This is a genomic window from Stenotrophomonas sp. SORGH_AS_0321, assembly GCF_031453215.1.
In the GTDB taxonomy this organism is placed as follows: domain Bacteria; phylum Pseudomonadota; class Gammaproteobacteria; order Xanthomonadales; family Xanthomonadaceae; genus Stenotrophomonas; species Stenotrophomonas chelatiphaga.
In genome coordinates this window covers 2548576-2571284 of record NZ_JAVIZG010000001.1, presented here as the reverse complement: position 1 = coordinate 2571284, position 22709 = coordinate 2548576, and the positions used below count along the sequence as shown (strand labels likewise).

Genomic DNA, 22709 nt, shown 5'->3' with positions numbered 1-22709 from the left:
GGCGCTACCGCATCAGCGGCCGCACCGGCGGCGGCATCGCGCACCTTGTCCCATGCGCCGTCGGCGATCCAGTTGCCCGGCACCAAATTTCCTGAGTGCGCGAAATCCAGCAGCGCTGCCCGGCGGTGGCCGGCAAGCTGGAGGCGTCTTACGTGTAGGTTGAAGAGCCCCATGAGGCTGGCATTCGGCGAGGCTGAGAAATTGGGCAACGCGCCCCAGTACTTCTTGAGTTTTCATAAGGCGGTCATGCCGTTGTGGCCGCGCAGCGAGGGCTGCTTGCGCTCTGGCGGGCCTTCATGAGTCATGCCACCGGTAGGTCGCCGGTAACTGATCATTTTGAGCTTGCGAGCGTTACGCGGGTCAGCCTGAACGTTTACCTGGATGCGCTGGTGGCGCGGGCGCTTGCTGCCTGCAGTTTCCCTGCCGACCCGGTGCGCATCGTGCGGACCGGGCGCCCGGAGTGGGGTGACCTGCAGTGCAACGCAGCCTTCCTGCTGGCCAAGCGCTTGAACCGTCGGCCGGCCGAGATCGCGGCCGAGTTGGCGGCGAAACTGGGTGAGAGCAGGGTATTCGAGAAAGTCGAAGTCGCAGGCGCCGGTTTCATAAACCTCACGCTGTCCGCCCGGTGGCTGTCGAACTGGGCGCAGGCGCAATTGGCCTCACCCGAATTGGGCGTCGTGCAGCGCGCACCGGCGCGGGTAATGCTGGATTACGGCGGACCCAATGTCGCCAAGCCGCTGCACGTAGGCCATCTGCGCTCGCTTGTGATTGGTGAAAGCCTGCGCCGTATCCTGCAAGCGGTGGGAGAGCAGACCTTGACAGACGCTCACCTCGGCGATTGGGGCCTGCAGATGGGAATGCTCATAGCTGAGATTCGCCGCGAGTACCCGCAGTTGTCGTGCTTCTCATCCGATCCCGCTGCAGCGGCAACGCCACTGGACGAGTGCGCGCTGGGATTTGGCATGGACATCCTTCAGAAGCTCTATCCGCGCGCCGCGGCAGCCTGCAAGGAGGACGCCGCGCGCATGAAGGAGGCGCGCGACCTGACCGCAGCACTGCAGGCGCATGAACCGGCCTTTATCGCGCTCTGGCGCGCGCTGCGAGCGATGTCGCTTAAGTCGCAGCAGTGCGACTTCGCCGCCTTGGATACGCACTTCGATCTATTGCTGGGCGAGAGCGATGTGCAATGCGAGATTGCGCCGATGCTTGACGATCTACGTCGACGGGGGCTTTGCGTGGAGAGTGATGGCGCGCTTGTTGTAGACGTCGCCGAAATCGGTGATAGACAACCAGTGCCGCCGCTCCTGTTGGCCAAGTCCGACGGGGCTGCGCTGTACGCAACTACCGATCTGGCTACGATCCTGACCCGCGTGCGCGAGCATGCGCCTGATCGCGTGATCTATGTCGTAGACCAACGGCAATCTCTGCATTTCGAGCAGGTGTTCCGCGCGGCCGTACTTGCAGGTTACTGCGAACGCCGTCAGTTGATCCACGCCGGCTTCGGCACGGTCAACGGCGTGGATGGGAAACCATTCAAGACCCGCCAGGGCGGGGTGGCGCGCTTGTCGGACCTCCTCGGCGATGCGATCGACAAGGCGCGCGAGCGGCTGAGCGAACTGTCGGATGACGGCCACGGGCGGATTCCCGCGCCGGAGCTCGAGCGACTGGCGCGGTCGATCGGCATCGCGGCGGTGAAGTTCGCTGACCTGTCCAGCTACCGCATGTCCGGTTACGTATTTGATCCAGAACGGATGGTCTCGTTCGAGGGAAGGACCGGCCCCTATGTGCAGTACGCCTGCGTGCGTATCCGATCGATGACGCGCCGCGCCGAGGCGCTGGGCCTGAAGGCGGGGACGGTGCGGGTCGGGGCGTCGACCGAACGCAATCTAGCGCTCGAATGCGCACGCTTTGCCGATGTCGTCGCCTCCGCCGCCGATTCGCTGGCGCCGAACGAGCTGGCCGAGTACGCGTTCCAGCTTGCCCAGACTTTCAATCGCTTCTATCTGGATTGCCCGGTACTGGCCGCGCAGGATCATGTCGAACAGTGCTCGCGATTGGCGTTGAGCAGCTTGACCGAACGGGTACTTGGCAAGTGCCTCTATTTGTTGGGTATCGAAGTTCCGGACCGCATGTGAGCGTCTGCCGGCAGCTTCGGGAGATGACGACGATTGGTCGTGGTGGGTGACGACCGTTGGTCGTCACGCTCTTCTCCCCGCGGAGCATGGCTCGGCGCTACCCTTCGCCGGGCAATGACCCCGGCGCTACCGCATCAGCGGCCGCGGATGCGCGCCACGATCTTCGCCGCACCGGCGGCGGCATCGCGCACCTTGTCCCATGCGCCGTCGGCGATCCAGTTGCCCGGCACCATCCACGAACCGCCGATGCAGACCACGTTCTTCTGCTCCAGGTACTCCGCCGCACTGTCTTCGGTGATGCCACCGGTCGGGCACAGCTTCAGGTCCGGCACCGGCCCGGCCAGGCCCTTGATCATCGCCAGTCCACCCACCGCCGTGGCCGGGAACAGCTTGCACACCCGGAAGCCGCGCGCGTACAGCGCCAGCAGTTCGGTCGGCGACGCCGCGCCAGGCACCACCGGCAGCGGCGCAGCGGCCAGTGCATCGGCCATGTGCGACGGCGTCCCCGGGGTAACAAGGAAATCCGCACCGGCATCGATCGACTGCTGCATCTGCTCCACCGTCAGCACCGTGCCGGCACCGACCACCACGCCGGGCAGCTCGCGCTTCAACATCGCCAGCGCGTCCATCGCCACCGGCGTACGCAGGGTCAGCTCGATGGCCGGCAGCCCGCCTTCCAGCAGCGCCGCACTGACCGCCCGCGCCTGATCCAGCGTATGCACCGTCACCACCGGCAGAATGCCGGCCGCCGTCAACAATTCCGCCGCCCGCACCTGATGCTGCTGAATGCTCATGCCCTGCTTTTCCTTTTTATTTTCCGTCTGCTGCGCACAACGCGCCAGGGATTTGTCCGGAGGCTGCGGGAGGCCTCGGCCGGGACCGCTCTCGCGCATGGATGCGCGAGTGCGAGCCTACATGGATGTACTTGCGGCGTGTCCTGGTCGAGGCCTCCCGCAGCCTCAGCCAGGAATGAGCACCGCACAATGCGCCTCAGGCGTCCTTCGCCTCATGCGGCGCATCCGCCGCCGCGGCATCATGCCCCAGCTCATACTCCGCATCGTAATCCCACGCACTGCCATCAGCCGCCGCCGGCCCGCACGAAATCGAGATCGCGCCCTGGTCGGCCGGCCCCACCACCAGGCGGTTGACCGCAAACAGATTGCGTCCCAGGTCATTGGCCGCCGGCGCGGTGTTCGGCGCATGCGTGCGTGCCGCCCATTCGGCCTCGTCGATCAGCACCTCCAGCGTGCCGGCCTCGCCATCCAGGCGGATGATGTCGCCCTCGCGCAGCTTGCCCAGCGGGCCGCCGCGCGCGGCTTCCGGCGTCATGTGGATCGCCGCGGGAATCTTGCCCGACGCGCCGGACAGGCGGCCATCGGTCACCAGCGCCACGCGCCGGCCCTGGTTCTGCAGCAGGCCCAGCAACGGCGCCAGCGAATGCAGTTCCGGCATGCCGTTGGCACGCGGCCCCTGGTAGCGCACCACGGCCACGAAGTCCTGCGGCAACAGGCCGGCGGCATGCAGCTTGTTCAGCACCTGCGGCGCATCGACCACCACCGCCGGCGCCTCGATGCTGCGGTACTGCGGCTTGACCGCCGACAGCTTGATCAGCGAACGGCCCAGGTTGCCGCGCAGCAGGCGCAGGCCGCCCTGGCTTTCGAACGGATTGTCCACGCCGCGGGCGACGTCTTCATCGGCACTGCGGATGATGCCGTCCACCCAGGTGACCTGGCCGTCCTGCAGGCGCGGTTCGCGCGCGTAGTCGGCCATGCCGCCGCGCGCGACGGTGACGATGTCGCCGTGCATCAGGCCGGCGCGGATCAGCTCGCCGAACACGAAGGCCGGACCGCCTGCCGCGGCGAAGCGGTTCACGTCGGCCTCGCCGTTGGGGTACACGCGGGTCAGCAGCGGGATCAACTGGGACAGCTGGTCCATGTCGTCCCAGGTCACCACGATGCCGGCCGCACGGGCCACGGCGATCCAGTGGATGGTGTGGTTGGTCGAGCCGCCGGTGGCCATCAGCGCGACGATCGCGTTGACGATAGCGCGCTCGTCGATGATCCGCCCGATCGGACGGTAATCATCGCCCAGCGCGGTCATTTCCAGCGCACGCACGGTGGCTTCGCGGGTCAGCGCACCGCGCAGGGTCTGTTCCGGGTTGACGAACGAGGCGCCCGGCAGCTGCACCCCCATCGCTTCCAGCAGCACCTGGTTGGAGTTGGCCGTGCCGTAGAACGTGCAGGTACCGGCGCCGTGGTAGGACGCCGCTTCCGCTTCCAGCAGTTCCTCGCGGGTGGCTTCGCCGGCGGCATAGCGCTCGCGCACTTCGGCCTTCTGCTTGTTCGGAATGCCCGGTGTCATCGGGCCGGCCGGCACGAACACCGAGGGCAGGTGGCCGAAGGCCAGCGCACCGATCAGCAGGCCCGGCACGATCTTGTCGCACACGCCGAGGTAGATCGCCGCATCGAACATGTCGTGGCTGAGCCCGATGGCGGTGGACTGGGCAATCACATCGCGCGAGAACAGCGACAGTTCCATGCCACCGCGGCCCTGGGTCACGCCGTCGCACATCGCCGGCACGCCACCGGCCACCTGCGCGGTCGCGCCCCATTCACGGGCGATCTCACGGATCTGCTCGGGATAGGTCTCGAACGGCTGGTGCGCCGACAACATGTCGTTGTAGGAGGTGATGATGCCGAGGTTCGGCGTCACCCCGCCGCGCAGGCGTTTCTTGTCGGTGCCACCGCAGGCGGCGAAGCCGTGGGCAAGGTTGCCGCAGCTCAGGCGGCTGCGGAACGGGCCATCGCGCAGGGCGGCGTCGATGCCGGCCAGGTAAGCAGCGCGCGAAGCGGCGCTGCGGCGCACGATGCGCTCGGTGATGGCGTGCAGTTGCGGATGCAGACTCATTGGCTACCAGCGTGGAAGAGGTGGCGAGAGGGAACGTCGGATCAGTCGGCCCAGTGCACGCGCAGGCGCGGGCCGGGCTGGTCGATGGCGGCGAGGATCGGATACTGCTGGACATCGTTGCTGTCCAGCGCGTGCTGCAGGACTTCCAGTTTCTGCTTGCCGCGCAGCAGCAGCAGGCGCTGGCGGCAGGCGCGCAGGCCGTGCGGGGTCAGCGTGATGCGCAGCGGCCACTGGTTCGAACCGGGGCAACCGGTCGCATCCAGTGCGGCATAGGGCAGGGTGCTTTCCAGGGCGCGCTGCAGGTCGCGCGAACCCGGGAACAGCGAGCAGGTATGCCCGTCATTGCCCATGCCCAGCGCCACCACGCTCGGTGGCAGGCTGTACTGGGCCTGCAGGTTGGCGGTGTACACGCACTCCGGCAACGGCTTGCCGATGCGTACCAGTGGATCGAAATGCGCCCCTTCGGCGCGCTGCAGGAAGCTTTCGCGGACCAGGTGCGCGTTGCTGTCGCGATCCTGCGGCGACAGCCAGCGCTCATCGGCCAGGCTTACTTCCACCCGGTCCCAATGCACGTCCAGTTCGGCCAGTGCCTGGTACACCGGTGCCGGCGTGGTGCCGCCGGACAGCAGCATGCGCGCACGGCCGTGTTCGGCGATGTCGGCATTGAGGATCTTCGCCATGTCGGCGGCGACCGCTTCGATCCAGCCATCGGCCTCGCGGTGGGCGATGAATTCGACGCGGTCGGAAGAGAACGCAGTGGGCATCAGGCAGCAGCTCCGGCAACGGCGCACTCGGCATCGACGGCGTACGCCGCCGCGCCCAGCAGGCCGGGATTGGGATGGATCACCGCCAGGGACGGAACCCGGCCCATGATCGAAGAGAAACGCCCCTTGTGTTCGAAGCGTTGGCGGAAACCGGAGTGCTGCAGGGATTCCAGCATGCGCGGCACCAGTCCGCCGGTCAGGAACACGCCGTCCCATGCGCCCTGGATCAGCACCAGGTCGCCGGCGATCGCACCGAAGATGGCGCAGAACAGGTCCACCGCGCGCATCGCCTGCGGATCACCCGCGCCAGCGCGTGCGGTGACGTCGGCCGGCTTCAGGTGGCCGGGATCGAAGCCGGCCATCTCGCACACGGCGCGATGGATGTTGACCAGGCCGGGGCCGCAGATCAGGCGTTCGTTGGAGACGCGGCCGAACGTTTCGGAGAGGATTTCCAGGATGCGGATCTCTTCCGGCGTGCCCGGCGGGAAGCTGACATGGCCGCCTTCGGTTTCCAGCGGGAAGCAGCGGTCGTGGCGGATCACCAGGCCGCCGACGCCAAGCCCGGTGCCCGGGCCGATGACACCGTAGTTGGCCGGCGCACCGCTGCGTCGCGGGCTCCAGCTGGCCCCGCCGATCTGCACCACGTCCTTGGGCTGCAGCAGCGAAATGGCCATGGCCTGGGCAGCGAAATCGTTGATCAGGTGCAGCTCGGAAAAACCGAGCATGGCGGCGGTGCGGCTGCGCGAAATCACCCACGGGTGGTTGGTGATGCGGGCCTCGTCGCCGTCCACGCGGCCGGCCACCGCGAACACGCCGCGGCTGGCTTCGGCATCCACTTCCTGCAGATAGTGGCGCGCGGCATCACCGAGCGAAGGGAAGTCCACCACCGGGAATTCACGGATGCTGTCTTCCAGCAGCGGGCTGCTGTCGGCGGTGTCCGCCAGCGCGAAACGCGCGTTGGTACCGCCGATGTCGGCGACCAGGATCGGCTGCGCCGGCCCCGTCATGCCTTGTCCCCGACCGTGTTGCCATCGACGTCGCCGGGCAGGAAGCCGGCTGCGGCGTCCGGGCCCCACGATCCGGCGGGGTAGGGCTGCAGCGGCAGGTCGGCGTTCTTCCACGCATCGGCCACGCTGTCGATCCACTGCCAGGCCGCACGCACTTCGTCATCGCGCACGAACAGGGCATGGTTGCCGTTGAATGCATCCAGGAACAGGCGCTCGTAGGCGATGCGGCGGTGCAGGCCGGTCGGCACGGACAGTTCCAGTTCCAGCGGCTGCAGTTCCAGCGCGCCCCATTCCGGGCCGGCCAGGCTGCTCATCAGGCCCAGTTCGATGTTTTCCTGCGGCTGCAGCTGGAACACCAGGCGGTTCGGCGTGGCCTGGCCACGGTGCGGACGTTCGAACAGCCAGTGGGTGACCGGCTTGAGCGTCACCACCACGCGGCTGGTGCGCTCGGGCAGGCGCTTGCCGGTGACCAGGTGGAACGGCACCCCGCTCCAGCGCCAGTTGTCGATATGCGCGGTGACCCCGGCGAAGGTTTCCACGTCGCTGCCTTCCGGCGGCTGGTAGGCCTGGGCGGGCTGGCCGTTGATGGTGCCGGCGGTGTAGCGGCCACGCACGCTGTCACGCGCGGCGTGCTTGGCATCCAGCGGACGCAGCGAGCGCAGCACCTTGACCTTTTCATCGCGGATGCGGTCGGCTTCCAGCGATGCCGGCGGCTCCATCGCCACCAGGCACAGCAGCTGCAGGATATGGCTCTGCACCATGTCACGCAGCGCGCCGGAGCGTGCGTAGTAGGCATCGCGCCCGTCCACGCCTTCGCTCTCGGACACCAGGATGTGCACCGATTCGATGTAGTTGCGGTTCCATACCGCTTCCAGCAGGGTGTTGCCGAAGCGCAGTGCGATCAGGTTCTGCACCGCTGCCTTGCCCAGGTAGTGGTCCAGGCGGAACACGCGGTCTTCGTCGATCCACTGGCCGATGGTGCTGATGATCTGTTCGGCACTTTCGCTGTCGCTGCCGATCGGCTTTTCCAGCATCAGCCGGTGCGGTGCCGCCAGGGCGCCGCCCTTGGCCAGGCCTTCGCAGGTGGAGATGTACAGGCCCGGCGGAATGGCCAGGTAGCTGACGCAGCGGCGGTCTACCAGGTCGGACACCGCCTCGGCCACCGAGTCGGCGTTGCGCAGGTCCACCGAACGGTAGTCGATACGCTGCAGCAGCGAGGCGATGTCTTCGGCGGTGGCCAGCGGCATCGCCTGCTGCAGGCGAGGGCGCAGGATGTCCCGGAAGGCCTCGGTGTCATGCGGTGAGAGCGCCAGGGCGCGGACCTTGAAGTCTTCCGGCAACAGGCCATCGCCAAGCAGGCGCAGCAGGGACGGGAAGAGATAGCGCTGGGCCAGATCGCCAGTGGCGCCGAACAGGAAGAGGGTATCGTGCATCGCTCGAGTTTCAGATCCGGGTGACATCGTTGTCAATCGCTGCCTGGCTGGGTTCCGGGGAAGGTTTTTTACTGCGTTGTCCGCCTGCTGCAGCGGGCCATCCGGCGTCTGCCGGTACGACCAGCCACGGGCGGGCGGGGTACTGTCCGTACATCGTGACGCAGATGATGCGTTTCGACCTAGGGATACTGCCACGTGAAAACGTTTACATGGCAGAATGTGCAACTGTATTCGATTGCATTGGCGCCGTCATGCGGCACTGAGGCAAAAACACTGCCATCGGGAGGGCCGAAGGCAGTCCACGTGCAACAGCCCCGGCGACGGGCGGACTGGAAGAGTGATATGGCAAAAGTGCAGTTGCAGGGTGTGCGCAAGGTCTACGACAACGGCCAGGTCGCGGTGAAGGACGCTACCTTCGAGGTCGCCGATGGCGAGCTGATGGTATTGGTGGGGCCGTCGGGCTGCGGGAAGTCGACCCTGCTGCGGATGATCGCCGGCCTGGAAGAGATCAGTGGCGGCACGCTGACCATCGGCGAGCGCGTGGTCAACGACGTGGCGCCGAAAGACCGTGACATCGCCATGGTGTTCCAGAGCTACGCGCTGTACCCGCACATGACCGTGGCCGAGAACCTGGCCTTCGGCCTGAAGCTGCGCGGCCACGACAAGGCCACCATCGACAAGCGCATCAGCGAAGCGGCGCAGACGCTGGGCCTGACCGACATGATGGACAAGCTGCCCAAGGCGATGTCCGGTGGCCAGCGCCAGCGCGTGGCGCTGGGCCGTGCGCTGGTGCGCGAGCCGGCGGTGTTCCTGCTGGATGAGCCGCTGTCCAACCTGGACGCCAAGCTCCGCCACAGCGTGCGCACCGAAATCGCCCAGCTGCACCGCAAGCTGGGTACCACGATGATCTACGTCACCCACGACCAGGTAGAGGCGATGACGCTCGGCCAGCGCATCGTGGTGTTGAAGGACGGTGTGATCCAGCAGATCGACACGCCGATGGAGCTGTACGACCGTCCGGCCAATCTGTTTGTCGCCGGCTTCCTCGGCAGCCCGGCGATGAACGTGCTGCGTGGCACGCTGCAGGCCAGCGCGTCCGGCGTGGTGGTGAGCGATGGCGACTGGAAGGCGCCGCTGGGCCACGCCACCATCGATCCGCGCTGGCTGGACAAGCCGATCGCGGTGGGCGTGCGCCCGGAGCACCTGCAGCCGGCCGACGCCGGTGCCGAATGGACCTTCGAGGCACGCATCGAAGGCATCGAGCCGGTGGGCAACGAAATCTTCGTCAACCTGGTCAGCGGCCAGCATGCGCTGACCATGCGCGTGGCGCCACGCGCGCTGCCGGCGGTGGGCGAGACCCTGAAACTGGCCGTGCAGCCCAACGCACTGCACTTCTTCGATGCAGAAACCGGCGAACGCCTCAACGCCTGATCCCGGTAGCGACGGCCGCCGGCCCGGTAGTGACGGCCGCTGGCCGTCAGGAAGGAGCACCCGGTAGTGACGGCCGCTGGCCGTCACCAAGAAACACCCGGTAGCGACGGCCGCTGGCCGTCAGCAACCCCGGTGACGACCAACGGTCGTCACTACCTTGCCAGGCCGTCCTGCAGCGGCAAGCGCTGCGCAGGCTGGCCGCCCACGCTGAGCGCTGCATCACTGGTTTCCAGCGGCAACACCGCCAGTGCCAGCTCGCCAGCCACGCTGGCGATACTGCCGAGCACGCTGCCATCCTGCTCCACGCTGGCACCCGGTTCGGCGCCGGCAGACAGTTGCAGCAGCTGCAATGCTCGTTTGGCCTTGCCCAGGAAATGCGTGCGCGCCACGATTTCCTGGCCGGGGTAGCAGCCCTTGCGGACGCTGTAGCCGTTCAGTCGATCCAGCCCCAGCTGCTGTGGGGTCCAGTGTTCACGCTGGCCCGGCACCAAGCGGGGGCAGGCCCAGCCGCAGGTCGGCCTGGCGCCACGCCGCGGTGAAGGCGGCTTCGCTCTGTGTTGCGGCATCGCTGGCAGAAGCGGCGGTGATGCGCATCGCCCGCGGCAGCTCCGCACCGCCGAGGTCCAGCTCCAGCATGTCCTCCAGCGAACCGCTCACGGTTGCGCCCAGGGCGGTCTGCGGTGCGGCAAATGCGCCCCGCACCTGCAGATCGTCGCGACGGCTGATCTTGACCTTGCGACGGAACACGAAACGCTGCAACTGCGAAGCAATCTCATCTGCGTCGCCGTCTGCGAACACCAGCAGCAATGCTTCCGAATCCAGGCGGATGAGCTGAAACACGCCGATCGTGCGGCCTTTGGCGGTCAACCACGCACTCCACTGCCAATGCGAATCGCTCAGCGCGGCCACATCACTGGAGAACTGGGCCTGCGCGAACACCACCGCATCGGGTCCGGAAAGGGACACCAACTGGCGGTCTTCCAGCAGGGCATATGGAACTAATTCGGGGGAAAGGTTGTCAGGCACGTGAACGAGGTCTAGAATTTGTGCGTTGCGAGAATCCTGATGATAGGCCAAACAACCCCCACTCCCGACACCGAATCTGAAGCCCCGCTGGATCCGAAGGCGCCCGCGCCTGAAGGCACGCCTGCTGAGCAGAAGGAATACGGTGGCCGCGGCGGACTTGATCCGGTGCGGTACGGTGATTGGGAGAAAAACGGACGCTGCATCGATTTCTGATCCAGCATTGAGCCAACGCGGCAGTTGTGCCGCCCAGCCGAGACAACGAGCCCAGCGAATGGCGACCCGAGAACGCCCCCTTTCCCCGCACCTCCAGGTGTATCGCTGGCAGATCCAGATGGCCACCTCGATCCTGCATCGAGCCACGGGCATCTTTCTGTCTGTTGGAGCCTTGATCATCGCCGGCGGCCTGCTCGCCCTGATGATGGGCCCCGCCTCCTGGACCTGCTTCACCGACCACGCTGGCGCCTGGTACGGCAAGCTGTTCCTGTTTGCCTGGACCTGGGCCTTCGCGTACCACCTGTGCAATGGCCTGCGCCATATCGTGCAGGACTTCGCGATCGGCTTCAGCATCCCGGCCTTCGTGCGCAGCAGCTGGCTGTCGGTGTTCGCATCGCTGGTCATCACCGCCCTGGTCTGGGCCTACGTGCTGGTTTCCGGAGGTGCCGCATGAACCGTTACCGCACCCCGTTGAAGAACGTGCGTGGCCTCGGCGCTGCCAAGACCGGCACCGAGCACTTCGTGCACCAGCGCCTGACCGCCACCGCGCTGGTGGTGCTGTCGATCTGGTTCCTGGTGTTCGTGCTGGGCCTGCTCGGCGCCGATTACGTGACCGCCACGGCGGCCATCGCCAAGCCGTGGAATGCGGTGCTGGTGGTGGGCTTCCTGGTCGCCATGTTCTGGCACGCCCAGCTTGGCCTGCAGATCGTGCTGGAAGACTACATCCATAATTCGCTGCTGGCCCTCGCGCTGCAGACCACGGTGAAGTTCGTTGCCGTGCTCGGCGCCATCGTCAGTGTGTTTGCTGTGGTCCGCATCGCGCTCGGCGCGGCCTGAACCCAGGCACCAAGACAGGAATACAGAGTAGATGTCCGCTTACAAGATCACCGAACACAAGTACGACATGGTCGTGGTGGGCGCCGGCGGTGCCGGCCTGCGCGCGACCTTCGGACTGGCCGCCAAGGGCCTGCAGACCGTGTGCCTGACCAAGGTCTTCCCGACCCGTTCGCACACCGTTGCTGCCCAGGGTGGCATCTCCGCCGCGCTCGGCAACATGGGCGAGGACGACTGGCGCTACCACTTCTACGACACGATCAAGGGCTCGGATTGGCTGGGTGACCAGGACGCCATCGAGTACATGTGCCGCGAGGCGATCCCGGCGATCATCGAACTGGAGCACTACGGCGTGCCGTTCAGCCGTACAGAAGAGGGCAAGATCTACCAGCGCCCGTTCGGCGGCATGACCACCAAGTACGGCGAAGGCCCGGCGGCGCAGCGTACCTGCGCGGCGGCCGACCGTACCGGCCACGCCATGCTGCACACGCTGTACCAGCAGTCGTTGAAGCACGATGCGCGCTTCATGATCGAATACTTCGCGCTGGACCTGATCTTCGACGAAGACGGTACCTGCCGCGGCGTGCTGGCCATCGACATGGCCGAAGGTTCGCTGCACCTGTTCCGCGCCCAGGGCGTGGTGCTGGCCACCGGCGGCTACGGCCGTGCGTACTTCAGCGCCACCTCCGCCCACACCTGCACCGGTGATGGCGGCGGCCTGGCCATGCGCGCGGGCATCGCGATGCAGGACATGGAGTTCGTGCAGTTCCACCCGACCGGTATCTACGGCGCGGGCTGCCTGATCACCGAAGGCGTGCGCGGCGAAGGCGGCATCCTGCGCAACAGCAGCGGCGAGCGCTTCATGGAGCGTTACGCACCGCATTACAAGGACCTGGCATCGCGCGACGTGGTTGCACGTTCGATGACCGTGGAAATCCGCGAAGGCCGCGGCGTCGGCGAGCACAAGGACCACATCCTGCTCGACCTGACCCACCTCGGCCCGGGCGTGATCGACGACAAGCTGCCGGGTATCGCCGAAAGCGCGCGCATCTTCGCCGGCGTGGACGTGCACAAGCAGCCGATCCCGGTCATCCCGACCGTGCACTACAACATGGGCGGCATCCCGACCAACTTCCACGGTGAAGTGGTGCGCATCGACGGCGACAACCCCGATGCCGTGATCCCGGGCCTGTACGCCATCGGCGAAGCGGCCTGCGTTTCGGTGCACGGCGCCAACCGCCTGGGCTCCAATTCGCTGCTGGACCTGGTGGTGTTCGGGCGTGCGGTGGCCAACCGTTGCGCCGAAACCATCAAGCCGGGCGCTTCGCACAAGCCGCTGCCGGCCGATGCCTGCGACAAGGCGCTGGGCCTGCTGGACAAGCTGCGCTATGCCAAGGGCGATACGCCGACGTCGGTGATCCGCGACAACATGCAGCGGACCATGCAGGCCGATGCGGCCGTGTTCCGCACCAGCCAGACGCTGAAGGAAGGCTGCGAGAAGATGGCCGGCATCTTCGATTCGTTCCAGGACGTCAAGGTCAGCGATCGCTCGCTGGTCTGGAACTCGGACCTGATCGAAACCTACGAGCTGAACAACCTGCTGCTCAATGCAGTGGCGACGATCAACTCGGCCGAGCAGCGCAAGGAAAGCCGTGGTGCGCATGCGCACGAAGACTTCCCGGACCGCGACGACGTCAACTGGCACAAGCACACGCTGGTCAAGGTCGACGACAAGGGCAAGTGCAGCTTCGATTACCGTCCGGTGCACATGTACACGCTGACCGACGAGGTCGACGTGGTGCCGCCGAAGCCGCGCGTGTACTGATCGCGACCCCCGCCTACCATGCAATCCGCGCCTTGACGGCGCGGGCCGCCTGAGCCAACGAGAGCAGCCATGGCCGAGTTTTCCCTGCCGAAGAATTCAAAGATCACGAAGGGCAAGCACTTCCCCGCCGCCAGCGGTGCGAAGAACCTGCGTACCTTCAAGGTCTACCGCTGGAGTCCGGATGACGACAGCAACCCGCGTACCGATACGTACGAGATCGACCTGGATGCGTGCGGCCCGATGGTCCTGGACGCGCTGATCAAGATCAAGAACGAGATCGATCCGACGCTGACCTTCCGCCGTTCGTGCCGCGAGGGCATCTGCGGTTCGTGCGCGATGAACATCGACGGCACCAATACGCTGGCCTGCACCCGCGCCATCGCCGACTGCGGCAAGAAGGAAGTGCCGATCTACCCGCTGCCGCACATGAGCGTGGTCAAGGACCTGGTGCCGGACCTGACCCACTTCTACGCGCAGTACGCGTCGATCAAGCCGTGGATCCGCACGCAGACCCCGGCACCGCCGGACCGCGAGCGCCTGCAGTCGCCGGAAGACCGCCGCAAGCTGGACGGCCTGTACGAGTGCATCCTGTGCGCGTGCTGCTCCACCAGCTGCCCGAGCTACTGGTGGAACGGTGAGCGTTACCTGGGGCCGGCGATCCTGCTGCAGGCCTATCGCTGGATCATCGATTCGCGTGATGAGGACACCGGTGCGCGCCTGGACGATCTGGAAGATCCGTTCAAGCTGTACCGCTGCCACACCATCATGAACTGCGCACGGACCTGCCCGAAGGGCCTGAACCCGGCGCTGGCGATCGCCGAGATCAAGAAGCTGATGATGGCCCGCCGCGCCTGAGTGGTGCGGTTGCCGTGTAGCACCCCGCGACGCCGAGCCCTGCTCGGCGTTGCGTTATCCGGGAATGACAATGGACGAAGCGATCCTGTTGAAGAAGCTGCGCTGGCGTTGCCGCCGCGGCATGCGTGAGCTGGACCAGCTGTTCGAGCATTACCTCGACCGCGAATGGGCCACGGCCCCGGCCGAAGAGCGGGAGGTTTTCCTGTTCCTGCTCGATTGCGAGGACGATAAGTTGTGGCGGTGGTTCATGGGTTACGAGGCCTGCCCGCATGCACACGCCGTCCCCTTGCTCGACCGGATCCGCACCCTCAAGGCTTGAATGGCGCCCGTCGCGGCTGCAGGCCGCGGCCGAGGCGATGGTGCTGCTGGCGGCACCTTGGCTGATCGGCGCCAGTGGGCTGCCTGCGCGCCTGCAGCCGCCGGCCGTGCTGCTGTGCTGGCTGGTGCTGGCGCTGCTGCTGTGGCGCCGGCTGGGCGCGTCGTGTCGCGTGCTGTGGCTGCAGGACGCGCCGCGCCCCCTGCTCCTGGATGGGCGGGAGCTGGAAGACCCTGCGCTGCACGTACGCGGCCCGTGGCTGCAGCTGCGCTGGCAGGGCCCGGGGAAACAGCGCGGCGTGCTGCTTTTCTGGCCGGATGTGCTGTCTGCCGGCCAACGACGTGAACTGCGTCTGGCCGTCCGCGCACGGCAGGTTTCCCGTAAGCCGCCGTAGGTGGCACCATACGCTGAATCTATTGGCGCACCTGCATGTTCAAACCCATTCCCGTGGCCATCGGCCTGCGCTACCTGCGGGCCAAGCGCCGCAACGGCTTCATCTCCTTCATTTCGATGGCATCGATCCTCGGCATCGCGCTGGGCGTGACCGTGCTGATCACCACGCTGGCGGTGATGAGTGGTTTCCAGAAGGAAATCCGCGACCGCCTGCTGCAGATGTCCGCGCATACCACCATCAGCCGCGATGGCGAGCCGATGAGCGACTGGCAGCGTGCCGTGGACGTTGCCTACAAGGATCCGCGCGTGGCCGGTGCCGCGCCGTACATCGAGATCCAGGCGATGATCAGCGGTCCGCGCGTGCAGGGCGCGCTGGTGCAGGGCGTGGACCCGGCGATGGAGCCGAAGGTCTCGGTGGTTGCCGAGAAGATGAAGAAGGGCCGCTTCGACAGCCTTGCGCAGGGCAGCTACAACATCATCCTCGGCCAGGAGCTGGCGACCTGGCTGGGCGTGGATGTCGGCGACCAGGTGGTGGCGACGCTGGCCGAGGTGCAGGGCACGCCGATGGGCGCGATCCCGCGCATGAAGCGCTTCACCGTCAGCGGCATCTTCGAAGCCGGCTACAACGAGATCGACCGCGGCGTGGCCTTCGCCAACATGCAGGACCTGGAGCGCGTGCTGCGCATCGACGGGGCCACCGGCGTGCGCCTGAAGCTGCATGACATGGACCAGGCGCTCGACGTCGGCGTGGACCTCGCCCAGCGCCTGGGCGGTGCCTACCGGGTCAGCGACTGGACCCAGCAGAACGCCAACCTGTACCACTCGCTGCGGATGGAGAAGGTGGTGATGGGCATCCTGCTGTCGCTGATCATCGCGATGGGCGCCTTCAACCTGGTGTCTTCGCAGGTGATGCTGGTGACCGACAAGCAGGCCGACATCGCCATCCTGCGCACGCTGGGGCTGACCCCGCGCGGGGTGATGGGGGTGTTCATGGTGCAGGGTTCGCTGATCGGCATCATCGGCACCGTCGCCGGGCGTGATCGGCGGCATCACCCTGACCCTCAACCTGGAACGGATCCTCGCCGCCATCGAAGCGGTGTTCAACGTCAAGCTGCTGCCGGAAGACGTGTATTACATCACCGGCCTGCCGACCGACATGCAGACCGCCGACATCGTGGTGATCACCGTGGTGGCGCTGCTGATGAGCTTCCTGGCCACCCTGTACCCGGCGTGGCGCGCCGCCCGCACCCAGCCCGCGGAGGCGCTGCGTTATGAATGAAGTTTTCTCTCCCGGGCAGGAAGTGATCCGCGCGCAGGCGCTGGGCAAGACCTATGCCGAAGGCCGGATGCATACGCCGGTGTTCGATGGACTGGACCTGCAGGTCAGCGCCGGCGAAACCGTGGCGATCATCGGCGCCTCCGGTGCCGGCAAGAGCACGCTGCTGCACCTGCTGGGCGGGCTGGACACGCCGAGTGCGGGTGAGGTGTTCGTCACCGGCCAGCAGATGTCCACGCTGTCCGACGGCGCCCGTGGCCTGCTGCGCAATCGCGCGCTGGGCTTCGTGTACCAGTTCCACCACCTGCTGCCGGAGTTCACCGCGCTGGAAAACGTGATGATGCCGGTGCTGCTGGGCGGTGGCGAAGTAGCGGCGGCCAATGACCGCGCCCGGCAGCTGCTGGAGTCGGTGGGCCTTGGTCATCGCTTGCAGCACAAGCCCGGTGAGCTGTCGGGTGGCGAGCGCCAACGCGCGGCCGTGGCGCGCGCGCTGGTCAACCAGCCGGCCTGCGTGCTCGGCGACGAACCCACCGGCAACCTGGATGACCGCACCGCCGGCACCGTGTTCGAGCTGATGCTGGAGCTCAATCGCGCCCGGTATACCTCGCTGGTGCTGGTCACCCATGACCGCAGCTTGGCGCGCAAGCTGGACCGCGTGCTTGAACTGCGCGAAGGCAAGCTGCACGCGCTGGCCCACGCCGAGATCTGAGGGTAGTGACGGCCGCTGGCCGTCATTTCTGCTGACGGCCGCCGACCGTCATTTTTGACCGCCAGCGGCCGTCACTACCGGGTTCACGGGCGTGGCTGCATCATCGGCTTGATCCCCATGGAGCCCCGCCATGAAACGCCTGATGATTGCCGTCCTGTGCGCCAGCCTTGCCGCCTGTGCCAGCAGTGGGCGGCTGGGCAGCGACCAACGGCTGGCGCTGTACCGCGCCCACGCCGGTGCGCCGCAGAGTGACATGCCCTTCCAGGGCAACCTCAACGGCTGGAACGAACTGGGCGACAGCGCGCTGGCGGTGTGGACCCGGCCGGGCCAGGCCTTCCTGCTGGAGTTGACCGGGCCGTGCCCGGACCTGCCGTATGCGCAGGCGATCGGGCTGACCAGCCGGGTCGGGCGGGTATCGGCGCGGCTGGACAAGGTGCTGGTGCGCGGGCCGGGCCCAGGCCCGCAGATGCCCTGTTACATCGGCAGCATCCGCCCGCTGGACGTCAAGGCACTGCGGACGTCAGAGCAGCAGCTGCGGCACGCGCAGGCGCAGGCGCGCGAGGACTGATCAGGCTTCCGGCACGAAGCCCGGCGGCTTTTCCGCGTTGCCGGAGAACAGGTACTTGACCAGTTCTTCTTCCAGGAATGCACGGTGCTTGGGATCGCGCGGCGACAGCCGGTTTTCGTTGATCAGCATGGTCTGGTGGGCCAGCCACGCGCTCCAGGCCGGCTTGCCGACGTTGGCGTAGATGCGCTGGCCAAGCTCGCCGGGGTAGGGCACGAAATCCAGGCCTTCGGCGTCGGCTTGCTGGTACTGGCAGAAAATGGTGCGGGGCATGGGCAGGTACTCGTGTTCGAAGGGCTAGTGTAGCGCCGAGCCACGCTCGGCGGCCTTTGTATACGGGATCGCAGTGGCGGGACAACGCGCGCCAGGCATGGCTCGGCGCGACCGGGTGCCTGCGCTCAGCCTGCCTGCAGCAGCTTGCGGATGGGCGCGGGCAGGCCCAGTGCGGGCAGGTCCACGGCCGCCACCCAGCGCAGCATGGGATGCTCGTGCTTCAGGCCCTGCACGCGCGTGCGCAGTACCTGCAGGTGCAGCCGGTAGTGGCTGAAGGTGTGCTGCAGCACCGGCAGCTCCTCGGCATCTTCCAGCGCCCCGTCCACGTTCGCATCGAACCACTCCTGCAGCGCCGCGCCGCTGTCGGCCTGCGGCAGGGTCCACAGCGAGGCCCAGATTCCGGTCTCCGGGCGCTTCTGCAGCAGCACGCGTCCGTGTCCGTCGCGCAGCCACAGGGCCGTCGCGTCGCGTTCCGGCAGCACCTTGCCCGGCTTGGCCGTAGGCAGTTCGGCGGTGCGTCCCTCGCGGCGCGCCACGCAGTCTTCCTGCAGCGGGCAGACCACGCAGGCCGGCCGGCTGCGCGTGCACAGCGTCGCGCCCAGGTCCATCTGCGCCTGGGTGTAATCGGCCATCCGTCCGGCCGGCACGTGGGCCACGTGCGCTTCGGCCAACGCCCACAGCGGCCGTTCGACAACCGGCAGGCCGGGGAATCCTTCGATACCGTGGTAGCGGGTCAGCACGCGCTTGACGTTGCCATCCAGGATGGCGAACGGATCGTTCCAGGCCTGGCTGAGGATCGCCCCGGCGGTGCTGCGGCCGATGCCGGGCAGCGCGTGCAGCGCATCGAAATCGCGCGGCAGCTCGCCGCCGTGGTCGGCCACGCAGCGTTTGGCGGCGGCATGCAGGTTGCGTGCGCGGGCGTAGTAGCCGAGTCCGGCCCACTGCGCCATCACCGCATCGTTGTCGGCCGCAGCCAGGTCGGGCAGGGTGGGGAAGTGCTGCAGGAACTTCAGGAAATAGGGGATTACCGTGGCGACCTGGGTCTGCTGCAGCATGATTTCCGACAGCCACACCCGGTATGGCGTGCGCGGGTGCTGCCAAGGCAGGTCATGGCGGCCGTGCTGGTCGAACCAGTGCAGCAGCCGCGCGACGAACCGGTCATCACCGCCGGCGGCCGACGCCGGTGCTGGCGTGGCCGCAACCGCGGTGGCGGCCTCAGGCACTGCCGAGCGCTTCGGGCAGCAACGCGTCGACGAAGGCTTCGGGATCGAACACGCGCAGGTCTTCCGGGCGTTCGCCGATGCCGGCGAAACGGATCGGGATGCCGAACTCCTGCGCCAGCGCGAACACCACGCCGCCCTTGGCGGTACCGTCCAGCTTGGTCACCACCAGGCCGGTGACATTCACCGCCGCGTTGAACTGGCGCAGCTGTGACAACGCGTTCTGGCCGGTGGTGCCATCGATCACCATCAGCACTTCATGCGGCGCACCGGGGTCGATCTTGCCGAGCACGCGGCGGATCTTGCCCAGCTCGTTCATCAGGCCGGACTGGGTATGCAGGCGGCCGGCGGTATCGGCGATCAACACCGAGGTGCCGCGTGCCTTGCCGGCCTGCAACGCATCGAAGGCCACCGAAGCGGCATCGGCGTTCTGGCCCTGGGCGATCACGGTGACGCCGTTGCGGTCGCCCCAGGCCTGCAGCTGCGCCACGGCGGCGGCACGGAAGGTATCACCGGCGGCCAGCATCAGGCTGTGGCCTTCGTCCTTGAAGCGCTTGGCCAGCTTGCCGATGGTGGTGGTCTTGCCGACGCCGTTGACGCCCACGGTGAGCACCACGAACGGCTTGGCGTTGCGGTCGATCAGCAACGGCTGGGCGACCGGCTTCAGGATCGCGATCAGGTCCGCGCGCAGCGCGGCCAGCAGCGCATTGGCATCGGCGAACTCGCGCGACTTCATGCGCTTGCGCAGGCTTTCCACCAACGTCGTACTGGCGGTGACGCCCACGTCCGCGGTGATCAGCGCGGTTTCGATTTCATCCAGCAGATCATCGTCGAGCTTGGGATTGCGCGAGAACAGGCCACCGAAGCTGCGTGCGAAGGTGCTGTTGCGCAGGCGCTCGCGCCAGCCGGTCTTGCCGGCCGGGGCGGGCTCGGCATCGACCAGCACCGGCAGGTCGGCAGCGGGGGCGGCCGGTGCAGGCGCCGGGGTGACCGGGGCCAGTGGAGCCAGTACCGCGGCCGCGGCGAGGGCTTCTGCTTCGAAATCTTCCGGCGCCAGCACGCGTTCCGGGGCGGGCGCGGCGATGGGGGCGGCAGCGGCCGGTGCAGATTGAGGTACGGGTGCAGGTGCAGGTGCAGGTACAAAGACGGGCGCTGCTGCAGGCGGTTGTGCAACCGGCTGCGGCGCTGCTTCCGCTACGGGCGCGGGTGCCTCCGCTACCGGCGCGGCGACCGGCTCCGGCGGCTGTGCCGGCCTGGCCGAAGGAAACGCAGCGGCGAGCTCTTCAGCCGAGTAGTGCTGGGTCTTGGGCGCATCGACCTGCGAGGCGTCCTGGGCTTTTTTGCGGCGGAAGAAACTGAGCATTGGCAGGTAACGGCTTTAGATCAGGGGGTAGATTACCACCGGGCCCGTCAGGGCCCGTGTGGAGGGGGGGGGCAGCGCAGGGAGGTGAATGACGGCCAGCGGCCGTCACTACCGGTGGGCGGCACCTTCGTGGCGGCGCCCCTGACCGGCAGCGCCGAGCCATGCTCGGCGAGCGCAGCGGCAGGAGGCGTGACGACCAACGGTCGTCACCCACCAACGGTCGTCACCCAGCAGTGGTCGTCACCCACCCTCTGCTCAGGCAGACAGTTCCAGCAGCAGCTTGTTCAAGCGCGCCACGTAGGCACCCGGATCCTTCAGGCTGTCACCGGCGGCAAGCGCGGCCTGGTCGAACAGCACCCGGCCGAGGTCGTCGAAGCGCTCGCCATCGGCTTCGGCGTCGAGCTTGGCGATCAGCGGATGGCCCGGGTTGATCTCCAGCACCGGCTTGCTGTCGGGCACTTTCTGGCCACTCGCTTCCAGGATCTGGCGCATCTGCAGGCCCAGGTCCTGCTCGCCGATGGCCAGCACCGCCGGCGAATCGGTCAGGCGGTGCGACACGCGCACTTCGGCCACGTCATCGCCGAGGGCGGTCTTCAGCCGTTCCACCAGCGCCTGCTTGTCCTTGGCCGCCGATTCCTGCGCCTGCTTGTCTTCCTCGCTTTCCAGCGCGCCCAGGTCCAGGTCGCCGCGTGCGATATCCACGAAGCGCTTGCCGTCGAAGTCGGTCAGGTAGCCCATCAGCCACTCGTCGATGCGGTCGGTCAGCAGCAGCACTTCGATGCCCTTCTTGCGGAACACTTCCAGGTGCGGGCTGTTGCGCACCTGGGTGTAGCTCTCGCCGGTCAGGTAATAGATCTTGTCCTGGCCCTCGGCCACGCGGCCCAGGTAGTCGGCCAGCGACACCGTCTGCGCATCGCCTTCGCCGCGGGTAGAGGCAAAGCGCAGCAGGCCGGCGACCTTTTCGCGGTTGTTGTAGTCCTCGGCCGGGCCTTCCTTCAGCACCTGGCCGAATTCCTTCCAGAACGTGGCGTACTGCTCCGGCTTGTCCTTGGACAGCTTCTCCAGCATGTCCAGCGAACGCTTGGTCAGCGCTGATTTCATCGAGTCGATGACCGGGCCGGACTGCAGGATTTCGCGCGAAACATTCAGCGACAGATCGTTGGAGTCGACCACGCCCTTGATGAAGCGCAGGTACAGCGGCAGGAACTGCTCGGCCTGGTCCATCACGAACACGCGCTGCACGTACAGCTTCAGGCCCTTCGGCGCTTCGCGGTGGTACAGGTCGAACGGTGCGCGGCCGGGCACGTACAGCAGCGAGGTGTATTCCAGCTTGCCTTCGACCTTGTTGTGGCTCCACGCCAGCGGATCGCTGTGGTCATGCGCCACGTGCTTGTAGAACTCGGTGTATTCGGCATCGGTGACTTCGGTGCGCGGACGGGTCCACAACGCGCTGGCGCGGTTGACGGTCTCCCATTCCAGCGCCGGTGCTTCCGTCTCACCTTCGGCCGGAGCGGCTTCCTTCGGCATCTGGATCGGCAGGCCGATATGGTCCGAATACTTCTTCAGGATGCTGCGCAGGCGCCAGCCATCGGCGAAGTCATGCTCGCCGTCCTTCAGGTGCAGCACGATGCGGGTGCCACGCTCGGCCTTTTCCACCGCGGCGATGTCGAACTCGCCTTCGCCGCGCGAGGACCAGCGCACGCCTTCGGCCGCCGGCGCGCCGGCACGACGCGAGTACACATCGACCTGGTCGGCAACGATGAAGGCGCTGTAGAAGCCGACGCCGAACTGCCCGATCAGCTGGGAATCCTTCTTCTGGTCGCCGGACAGCTGGCGCAGGAAGTCGCCGGTGCCGGACTTGGCGATGGTGCCCAGGTGGGCAATGGCTTCCTCGCGGCTCATGCCGATGCCGTTGTCTTCGATGGTCACCGTGTGGGCATCGGTATCGAAGCTGACCCGCACGCGCAGGTCGTTGTCACCTTCCAGCAGCGCCGGCTGGGTCAATGCTTCGAAGCGCAGCTTGTCAGCGGCGTCGGCGGCATTGGAGACCAGTTCGCGCAGGAAGATTTCCTTGTTCGAGTACAGCGAATGGATCATCAGCTGCAGCAGCTGCTTGACTTCGGTCTGGAAGCCAAGGGTTTCGGTCTGTGTCGTTTCAGTCATG

20 protein-coding genes and 2 pseudogenes are annotated in these 22709 nt (G+C 66.9%); 12 read left to right on the top strand and 10 right to left on the bottom strand.

The window, feature by feature from the left end; translation table 11 throughout:
• Positions 1 to 296: 296 nt before the first annotated feature.
• Positions 297 to 2135: an arginine--tRNA ligase gene (gene argS, locus QE373_RS11475; protein WP_309686614.1), complete on the top strand. Its 1839-nt coding sequence runs from the start codon at positions 297 to 299 to the stop codon at positions 2133 to 2135.
• Positions 2136 to 2269: 134 nt separating this feature from the next.
• Here argS and eda read toward each other — a convergent pair whose 3' ends face one another.
• The 5 genes from eda to zwf all read right to left on the bottom strand — a co-directional run bounded on the left by eda (position 2270) and on the right by zwf (position 8246).
• Entirely contained in the window at positions 2270 to 2929 is a 660-nt protein-coding gene (eda, locus tag QE373_RS11470; RefSeq protein WP_309686611.1) for a bifunctional 4-hydroxy-2-oxoglutarate aldolase/2-dehydro-3-deoxy-phosphogluconate aldolase, read from the bottom strand.
• Between the two features lie 196 nt (positions 2930 to 3125).
• Complete coding sequence (edd, locus tag QE373_RS11465) at positions 3126 to 5042, bottom strand: phosphogluconate dehydratase (protein ID WP_309686609.1); 1917 nt, start codon at positions 5040 to 5042, stop codon at positions 3126 to 3128.
• A 41-nt stretch (positions 5043 to 5083) separates the two neighbouring features.
• Complete coding sequence (pgl, locus tag QE373_RS11460; RefSeq protein WP_057508151.1) at positions 5084 to 5806, bottom strand: 6-phosphogluconolactonase; 723 nt, start codon at positions 5804 to 5806, stop codon at positions 5084 to 5086.
• Positions 5806 to 6813, bottom strand: coding sequence for a glucokinase (gene glk / locus QE373_RS11455; RefSeq protein WP_309686605.1), 1008 nt, complete (start codon positions 6811 to 6813; stop codon positions 5806 to 5808). Before glk ends, pgl begins: the two co-directional genes overlap by 1 nt.
• Positions 6810 to 8246, bottom strand: coding sequence for a glucose-6-phosphate dehydrogenase (gene zwf / locus QE373_RS11450; protein ID WP_309686603.1), 1437 nt, complete (start codon positions 8244 to 8246; stop codon positions 6810 to 6812). The genes glk and zwf overlap by 4 nt, the downstream gene beginning before the upstream one ends.
• A gap of 342 nt (positions 8247 to 8588) precedes the next feature.
• Here zwf and ugpC point away from each other — a divergent pair, with 342 nt between their 5' ends.
• Positions 8589 to 9677, top strand: a complete 1089-nt coding sequence (gene ugpC, locus QE373_RS11445; RefSeq protein WP_057508148.1) for a sn-glycerol-3-phosphate ABC transporter ATP-binding protein UgpC — start codon at positions 8589 to 8591, stop codon at positions 9675 to 9677.
• Between the two features lie 152 nt (positions 9678 to 9829).
• Here the strand turns inward: ugpC and QE373_RS11440 are convergent.
• A pseudogene (locus tag QE373_RS11440) lies at positions 9830 to 10703 on the bottom strand (folate-binding protein).
• Positions 10704 to 10742: 39 nt separating this feature from the next.
• Between QE373_RS11440 and QE373_RS11435 the strand changes: the two are divergent.
• The 10 genes and pseudogenes from QE373_RS11435 (at position 10743) to QE373_RS11390 (ending at position 17692) form a co-directional block, all read left to right on the top strand.
• The gene (locus tag QE373_RS11435; protein WP_083491974.1) at positions 10743 to 10916 is read left to right on the top strand and encodes a DUF1674 domain-containing protein; all 174 of its coding nucleotides are present in this window, start codon (positions 10743 to 10745) and stop codon (positions 10914 to 10916) included.
• Positions 10917 to 10974: 58 nt separating this feature from the next.
• Positions 10975 to 11370: a succinate dehydrogenase, cytochrome b556 subunit gene (sdhC, locus tag QE373_RS11430; RefSeq protein WP_057508146.1), complete on the top strand. Its 396-nt coding sequence runs from the start codon at positions 10975 to 10977 to the stop codon at positions 11368 to 11370.
• Positions 11367 to 11753, top strand: coding sequence for a succinate dehydrogenase, hydrophobic membrane anchor protein (sdhD, locus tag QE373_RS11425; protein ID WP_309686596.1), 387 nt, complete (start codon positions 11367 to 11369; stop codon positions 11751 to 11753). The genes sdhC and sdhD overlap by 4 nt, the downstream gene beginning before the upstream one ends.
• A gap of 31 nt (positions 11754 to 11784) precedes the next feature.
• Positions 11785 to 13575 (top strand): succinate dehydrogenase flavoprotein subunit, encoded by a 1791-nt coding sequence (gene sdhA / locus QE373_RS11420; RefSeq protein WP_057508144.1) that lies wholly within the window; start codon positions 11785 to 11787, stop codon positions 13573 to 13575.
• A 69-nt stretch (positions 13576 to 13644) separates the two neighbouring features.
• On the top strand, positions 13645 to 14430 hold the full coding sequence (locus tag QE373_RS11415) for a succinate dehydrogenase iron-sulfur subunit (RefSeq protein WP_057508143.1): 786 nt from the start codon (positions 13645 to 13647) through the stop codon (positions 14428 to 14430).
• A gap of 70 nt (positions 14431 to 14500) precedes the next feature.
• Positions 14501 to 14749 carry a succinate dehydrogenase assembly factor 2 gene (locus QE373_RS11410; protein WP_042614010.1) on the top strand — a complete coding sequence of 83 codons (249 nt, stop codon included), beginning with the start codon at positions 14501 to 14503 and terminating at the stop codon, positions 14747 to 14749.
• Positions 14700 to 15140 (top strand): hypothetical protein, encoded by a 441-nt coding sequence (locus QE373_RS11405; RefSeq protein WP_309686591.1) that lies wholly within the window; start codon positions 14700 to 14702, stop codon positions 15138 to 15140. Before QE373_RS11410 ends, QE373_RS11405 begins: the two co-directional genes overlap by 50 nt.
• A 35-nt stretch (positions 15141 to 15175) precedes the next feature.
• Positions 15176 to 16418, top strand: a pseudogene (locus QE373_RS11400) (lipoprotein-releasing ABC transporter permease subunit).
• Positions 16411 to 17124 (top strand): lipoprotein-releasing ABC transporter ATP-binding protein LolD, encoded by a 714-nt coding sequence (gene lolD, locus QE373_RS11395; RefSeq protein WP_309686589.1) that lies wholly within the window; start codon positions 16411 to 16413, stop codon positions 17122 to 17124. The pseudogene QE373_RS11400 and the gene lolD overlap by 8 nt, the downstream one beginning before the upstream one ends.
• Positions 17125 to 17254: 130 nt before the next feature.
• On the top strand, positions 17255 to 17692 hold the full coding sequence (locus tag QE373_RS11390) for a DUF6491 family protein (protein ID WP_057508139.1): 438 nt from the start codon (positions 17255 to 17257) through the stop codon (positions 17690 to 17692).
• On the opposite strand, the gene QE373_RS11385 is transcribed toward QE373_RS11390, so the two are convergent.
• From QE373_RS11385 to htpG, 4 genes are all read right to left on the bottom strand, one after another.
• Entirely contained in the window at positions 17693 to 17962 is a 270-nt protein-coding gene (locus QE373_RS11385) for an oxidative damage protection protein (RefSeq protein ID WP_309686586.1), read from the bottom strand. It abuts the gene before it with no gap.
• A gap of 125 nt (positions 17963 to 18087) precedes the next feature.
• Positions 18088 to 19104, bottom strand: a complete 1017-nt coding sequence (gene mutY, locus QE373_RS11380) for an A/G-specific adenine glycosylase (protein ID WP_309689722.1) — start codon at positions 19102 to 19104, stop codon at positions 18088 to 18090.
• Positions 19105 to 19177: 73 nt separating this feature from the next.
• A complete protein-coding gene (gene ftsY, locus QE373_RS11375; RefSeq protein ID WP_309686584.1) occupies positions 19178 to 20545 on the bottom strand; it encodes a signal recognition particle-docking protein FtsY in 1368 nt (455 codons plus the stop codon).
• 255 nt (positions 20546 to 20800) lie between these two features.
• Positions 20801 to 22708 (bottom strand): molecular chaperone HtpG, encoded by a 1908-nt coding sequence (htpG, locus tag QE373_RS11370; protein WP_309686581.1) that lies wholly within the window; start codon positions 22706 to 22708, stop codon positions 20801 to 20803.
• Position 22709: the final 1 nt, after the last annotated feature.

Excerpts from the sequence above, each read along its gene's own strand:
- argS (WP_309686614.1), top strand. The coding sequence starts at position 297 with ATGAGTCATGCCACCGGTAGGTCGCCGGTAACTGATCATTTTGAGCTT.
- eda (WP_309686611.1), bottom strand. The coding sequence starts at position 2,929 with ATGAGCATTCAGCAGCATCAGGTGCGGGCGGCGGAATTGTTGACGGCG.
- edd (WP_309686609.1), bottom strand. The coding sequence starts at position 5,042 with ATGAGTCTGCATCCGCAACTGCACGCCATCACCGAGCGCATCGTGCGC.
- pgl (WP_057508151.1), bottom strand. The coding sequence starts at position 5,806 with ATGCCCACTGCGTTCTCTTCCGACCGCGTCGAATTCATCGCCCACCGC.
- glk (WP_309686605.1), bottom strand. The coding sequence starts at position 6,813 with ATGACGGGGCCGGCGCAGCCGATCCTGGTCGCCGACATCGGCGGTACC.
- zwf (WP_309686603.1), bottom strand. The coding sequence starts at position 8,246 with ATGCACGATACCCTCTTCCTGTTCGGCGCCACTGGCGATCTGGCCCAG.
- ugpC (WP_057508148.1), top strand. The coding sequence starts at position 8,589 with ATGGCAAAAGTGCAGTTGCAGGGTGTGCGCAAGGTCTACGACAACGGC.
- QE373_RS11435 (WP_083491974.1), top strand. The coding sequence starts at position 10,743 with ATGATAGGCCAAACAACCCCCACTCCCGACACCGAATCTGAAGCCCCG.
- sdhC (WP_057508146.1), top strand. The coding sequence starts at position 10,975 with ATGGCGACCCGAGAACGCCCCCTTTCCCCGCACCTCCAGGTGTATCGC.
- sdhD (WP_309686596.1), top strand. The coding sequence starts at position 11,367 with ATGAACCGTTACCGCACCCCGTTGAAGAACGTGCGTGGCCTCGGCGCT.
- sdhA (WP_057508144.1), top strand. The coding sequence starts at position 11,785 with ATGTCCGCTTACAAGATCACCGAACACAAGTACGACATGGTCGTGGTG.
- QE373_RS11415 (WP_057508143.1), top strand. The coding sequence starts at position 13,645 with ATGGCCGAGTTTTCCCTGCCGAAGAATTCAAAGATCACGAAGGGCAAG.
- QE373_RS11410 (WP_042614010.1), top strand. The coding sequence starts at position 14,501 with ATGGACGAAGCGATCCTGTTGAAGAAGCTGCGCTGGCGTTGCCGCCGC.
- QE373_RS11405 (WP_309686591.1), top strand. The coding sequence starts at position 14,700 with ATGCACACGCCGTCCCCTTGCTCGACCGGATCCGCACCCTCAAGGCTT.
- lolD (WP_309686589.1), top strand. The coding sequence starts at position 16,411 with ATGAATGAAGTTTTCTCTCCCGGGCAGGAAGTGATCCGCGCGCAGGCG.
- QE373_RS11390 (WP_057508139.1), top strand. The coding sequence starts at position 17,255 with ATGAAACGCCTGATGATTGCCGTCCTGTGCGCCAGCCTTGCCGCCTGT.
- QE373_RS11385 (WP_309686586.1), bottom strand. The coding sequence starts at position 17,962 with ATGCCCCGCACCATTTTCTGCCAGTACCAGCAAGCCGACGCCGAAGGC.
- ftsY (WP_309686584.1), bottom strand. The coding sequence starts at position 20,545 with ATGCTCAGTTTCTTCCGCCGCAAAAAAGCCCAGGACGCCTCGCAGGTC.
- htpG (WP_309686581.1), bottom strand. The coding sequence starts at position 22,708 with ATGACTGAAACGACACAGACCGAAACCCTTGGCTTCCAGACCGAAGTC.